General features: G+C 38.8%; 7 protein-coding genes. All 7 read right to left on the reverse strand.

Annotated features, from left to right (window positions below):
- Positions 1–195 precede the first annotated feature (195 nt).
- Positions 196–597: an arsenate reductase ArsC gene (locus LHW48_00120; GenBank protein MCB5258866.1), complete on the reverse strand. Its 402-nt coding sequence runs from the start codon at positions 595–597 to the stop codon at positions 196–198.
- Between the two features lie 17 nt (positions 598–614).
- Positions 615–1,667: an ACR3 family arsenite efflux transporter gene (gene arsB / locus LHW48_00125; GenBank protein MCB5258867.1), complete on the reverse strand. Its 1,053-nt coding sequence runs from the start codon at positions 1,665–1,667 to the stop codon at positions 615–617.
- Positions 1,668–1,697: 30 nt separating this feature from the next.
- Positions 1,698–2,048: a thioredoxin family protein gene (locus LHW48_00130; GenBank protein MCB5258868.1), complete on the reverse strand. Its 351-nt coding sequence runs from the start codon at positions 2,046–2,048 to the stop codon at positions 1,698–1,700.
- Positions 2,049–2,144: 96 nt separating this feature from the next.
- Positions 2,145–2,717, reverse strand: coding sequence for a DUF2703 domain-containing protein (locus LHW48_00135; GenBank protein MCB5258869.1), 573 nt, complete (start codon positions 2,715–2,717; stop codon positions 2,145–2,147).
- A 13-nt stretch (positions 2,718–2,730) separates the two neighbouring features.
- Complete coding sequence (locus LHW48_00140; GenBank protein ID MCB5258870.1) at positions 2,731–3,744, reverse strand: permease; 1,014 nt, start codon at positions 3,742–3,744, stop codon at positions 2,731–2,733.
- 67 nt (positions 3,745–3,811) lie between these two features.
- On the reverse strand, positions 3,812–4,141 hold the full coding sequence (locus LHW48_00145; protein ID MCB5258871.1) for a metalloregulator ArsR/SmtB family transcription factor: 330 nt from the start codon (positions 4,139–4,141) through the stop codon (positions 3,812–3,814).
- 220 nt (positions 4,142–4,361) lie between these two features.
- Positions 4,362–4,699, reverse strand: a 338-nt coding sequence (locus tag LHW48_00150) for a recombinase family protein (protein ID MCB5258872.1), incomplete at its 5' end; no start/stop codon positions are given.

Genomic DNA, 4,699 nt, shown 5'->3' on the forward strand with positions numbered 1-4,699 from the left:
AGGATTTCTAGGTATCTTTTCTTTGCATTCCTATTACGCACTCCACATGCAACGAGCGGGGTGGATTGATGTCTTTTACATTGTCGGTAGTCGGGAACAAGTCAAAGGTACTTTTTGCACTATCGGTAGGCGGGAACATATCGACATATATAATTATAACGCCAACTACTAGATTTGTAATTGGCGTTATAATTATTATGACTTTAGTTTTGCTTTTAACTCTTTTATTTTTGTTTCTATAGTTGATATTACTTTTTTAAATTCCTCATCACTCTTACCTGTAGGATCATCCAACCCCCAATCTTCCCTGTGTTTACATGGAAGGTAAGGGCATTCCACATTACACCCCATTGTAATAACAATATCTACTGGAGGTATTTCATCAAGCAACTTTGAATGTTGAGTTTTCTCCATATCTATATCATGAAGCTCTTTCATTAGGCGCACAGCGTCCTGGTTAATTTGAGGTTTTGTTTCTGTGCCAGCAGAGTAGCTTTCAAATATATCTCCTGCAAAGTGCTTACCAAGTGCCTCGGCTATTTGGCTTCGACATGAATTATGAACACATATAAATGCGACCTTTAGTTTATTACTCACTAAGCATTACCTCCTTTCTAGCTTTTTTCTGGAAACCAGTGCCTTGTATTATTCGCTATCTTTACTAATATCAACATAACAGGCACTTCTGTTAGAACCCCTACAATGGTAGCAAGTGCAGCTGGGCTTTGTGTTCCAAACAATGCAATCGCAACGGCAACTGCCAGTTCAAAAAAGTTAGAGGCGCCAATCATGCCAGCAGGCGCTGCTATCTCATGAGGAAGTTTTATAGCCTTGCTTGCTAGATATGCAATGAAAAAGATTAGGAAAGTCTGAATAATTAATGGTATAGCAATTAAAACAATATGCAGTGGATTATTCAGAATTACATCGCCCTGGAATGAAAAGATTATTATTAATGTTAGCAATAGACCTATGGTAGTGATATTCCCAAACTTCGGTATAAAACTCTTTTCAAAGTAATCGAGCCCTCGCTTTTTTGTGATGTAATTACGGGTAATTATACCACCAGCCAATGGGATAACAACAAACAATATTACAGATAGAATAAGGGTATCCCATGGTATGGTTACACCGCCCACACCTAGAAGAAACGCAACTATAGGCGTGAATGCTATGAGAATTATAAGATCGTTTGTTGCCACTTGCACCACGGTATAAGCTGGGTTGCCTTTGGTCAAATAGCTCCATACAAATACCATCGCAGTACACGGTGCCGCTCCAAGAAGTATTGCTCCCGCGAGATAGTCTTGTGCCAATTCTGCCGGGATTAAAGATCTAAAAATTACAAAGAAAAACAGCCATGCAATGCCGAACATGGTAAAAGGCTTTATCATCCAGTTGGTTACCCATGTAACAAATAATCCTTTCGGATTTTTACCAACGTTTTTGATACTCTGGAAGTCAACTTTGAGCATCATCGGATAAATCATGAGCCAAATGAGTATGGCAATAGGGATTGATACATTTGCATACTCGAAACGTCCGAGGAAATCTGGAATTCCTGGTAAGTACATACCGATTAAAACTCCAATAACCATACAAAGTACAACCCATATTGTCAGATATTTTTCAAAAAATCCAATTTTTGCACTGTCATTTTTCCCCATGATATCTTCCCTCTCTATTGCCACGTTTTGTTATCCCCTGACCTTCTGCAGGATTTTAACAACCTCCTCAGTTTTCAGCACCTTGCCGTATGAAACCACTTTACCGTCGATGACAAGAGCAGGGGTTGTCATTACGCCGTAGGATGCAATCCGGGCAAAATCAGTTATATGTTCAATGGTAGTATCCATTCCCAACTGTTCCAAAGCTGCTTTTGTTGCCTCCTCAAGTTGGTTACACTTGGCGCATCCGCTTCCTAGTATCTTCACTCCTGCACCTTGGGATTTAGCGACTTCTGCCTTTACCATGCTTTCCACATCACAATTTCCACCACAGCAACATGAAGTTACTTCTTTTTTATTTTTCTTTCCAAATAACGCCATAATGAATCTCTCCTTTTATATTTTTTAACTTTCTACGATACGTAAAAAAAACTCAATGAATGAGTATCAGATCATCATAGTTTTCTGTCTTATCCATCAGCAACATTTATCCTCACAAGAACAGCTCGATTTGTTTTTCTTTCCTTCATAAAATTCTTTTAGGTTTTTAGGTAATTCATACTCTTCGCATGAATAACTGATCTCAGCCTGCTCAAATACTGCGTTTAGGATGGCTTTAGCAAGCATTTCTTTCGGAGGCACCTCATAGAGTTCTCCATCATACTCGAACACCCGACAGTTTACATCGGTTCCACTAATGTCACTACAGCAACCGCAGTTATTCTCTACAATTGATTTGCAAATATCATGACCGTTTACACGAATTGTAGGTGAGGAAATAAACTTGTACTGCTCTGCAATTTCTGCTGTTTTCATCTCAATTTTGTTATACTCTACTTCAAATCCAGCAATACTCAGAGTGGGGATAAGTACCTTCATAACCTCATCAAGTGCATTGTCTGTTCCAACACAACGGTCACATGTTTCGCGATCTAGATAGAGATACTCAACAATAATCTTCTTTGCGGATGCCGTTTCGAACTCGCGAGAGCAACAGGATTCCTCTACTAATAGTTCTCCGTTTGGCAGAGTCCGGTAAGTGTTTTCCATGTTTTATTACCTCCTAAACTATCAGTGCCTGAAAAGCATTGAACAAATAACCGATAATTATGATTCCAATTGTACAGATAGCAATAAACAGAGCCAGCAGTTTGGGCTTTATAGCCTTTCGCAACATAATCATTGAAGGCAGCGAAAGCGTGGTTACCGCCATCATAAAAGACAAGATAACTCCAAGCTGTGCGCCTTTAGCAAATAACGCTTCTGCAACGGGTATTGTACCGAATATATCCGCATACATTGGAACACCGATTAATGTCGCCAATATTACCCCAAAGGGATTATTGCTTCCTAGTGCAGTTGACACCCATCCTTCAGGAATCCAGTTATGAATGACCGCCCCGATACCAACACCGATCAAGATATAGGGGAACACCTTCTTAAATGTCGAAAGCATTTGCTCTTTGGCATAAACAAGCCGGTCTTTTCTTGTTAAACTGGGGGATTCTATATCTACGCTACCTGCAGTATATATAAAGCTCTCTACATGCTTCTCCATGTGCAGCTTCTCAATAAGCGTACCGCCGATAACAGCTATTATCAGACCGGCAATAACGTATATGACAGCAACCTTTGCGCCGAAGATGCTCATAAGCAGAACAAGCGAGCCGAGATCTACCATAGGTGATGATATCAGGAACGAAAATGTCACGCCCAAAGGCAGGCCTGCAGATGTAAAGCCGATAAAGAGCGGTATTGAAGAGCATGAACAGAAAGGTGTTACCGTTCCAAGCAGGGCAGCAACCGAGTTGGCTCCGATACCATGAAAACGTCCTAATATCTTCCTGCTTCGCTCGGGCGGAAAATAACTTTGGATGTAGCTAATTATAAAAATCAAAAAACACAAGAGTAGGGTAATTTTAATAACATCATAAATAAAAAATTGAACGCTTCCAATCCAACGGCTAGTCGTGTCAAAACCCAATAAATTAAGTCCTCTGCTGATTAAATCATTTAGCCATTTCATCCCTAGTAACTGACTTTGGAAAAAATCCCAGATTGCCTTCAATGTTTGCATATAATAAAAACCTCGCCTTCTAACTCACAATAACAGTCGGATATTTTCTATTAAAGCCAAATCCTCTTTAACAACATTGATTATTGGATTTTTTGCATAGTTTACAAATACAATCTTCTTTGTCGCTTGTTATGCATACTAAAAAAGTTTTAAGTTCATCTATTTTTTCCATATTAAGCGTATATCTCATCCAGGCACCATCACGTACTGCATTTACAAGTCCGCTTTCAGATAATATCTTCATGTGATAGCTAAGAGTGGATTGGGAAATGCTTAATTTTTCCAATATTTCGCATGCGCACATTTCTCCGCACGATAACATATCAATAATCTTTAATCGCGTTTCATCTGACATAGCCTTAATTGCAGGAACATAATCTTCATATGAATGTTTCATATAATAACCTCCTACATATTTATATGCATCAATGTTATCGAATGTTCTCGATATAATAATAACGAACATATCGATAGTTGTCAATATGATTTTGTTGTAAGTTAACTATAAAAAACGCCGACTAAGATACCACTGCACCTTAATCGGCGGCAAACCCATTTTATATTTTCTATTATTATCGATTCCTGACTTAAACCATTAATACTATTTTATTACAACCTTATAGATTCACTTCTATTTCCAACCCAGACTTAAACTCAACCACTATCCTGTCATCATATACAATGGCTTTTTCAACTAGTTTTCTGACCAGTTTATCATCAAACTCCGTAATATCACCGGTTTGCATATTAAGAAAGTCCGTCATCTCAGCAATCCGATCCCTTTTATCTTGACGGAGAGCGTTTCTCGAAAGTGTTTCTTGCCTTAAGTCCCGCAAACGGTAAATCTCGTTGACAATATTATCGTATGCTTCCTTTGAATTTGCCTTTTGGATCAACTCGGTTTGGAGTTCTTCCAGCCTTTTATCAATGTCTGCTGTACTTTCATCCAAATCCG

The organism is Candidatus Cloacimonadota bacterium (assembly GCA_020532355.1).
In the GTDB taxonomy this organism is placed as follows: domain Bacteria; phylum Cloacimonadota; class Cloacimonadia; order Cloacimonadales; family Cloacimonadaceae; genus UBA5456.